The sequence below is a fragment of the Pseudomonas sp. AC463 genome (assembly GCF_979253585.1).
Window position 1 is genome coordinate 1 of record NZ_CEEDDZ010001174.1, and the last position, 236, is coordinate 236.

At 64.4% G+C, this 236-nt stretch carries 1 protein-coding gene; it reads left to right on the forward strand.

Annotated features, from left to right (window positions below):
* Window positions 1-236: elongation factor P maturation arginine rhamnosyltransferase EarP (gene earP, locus AC0IYH_RS34020; protein WP_471838889.1), on the forward strand; the 236-nt coding region annotated here is incomplete at both ends.

Here is a 236-nt window from a genome sequence, read left to right on the forward strand (position 1 = left end):
GCTCCGCGCGGACTCTCTGGCTCAACCTGGAGTATTTGAGTGCTGAGGAGTGGGTCGAGGGCTGTCATGGGCTGCCGTCGATGCAGAGCAATGGCCTACAGAAGTTCTTCTTCTTTCCCGGTTTTACCGCGGGTACCGGTGGGTTGCTGCGCGAGGGCGATCTGCTCGGCGCCCGTGACGTGCTGCAGCAGGACGCTGGCGCCCGTGAGCGCTTCCTCGAGTCGATGGGCGTGCGC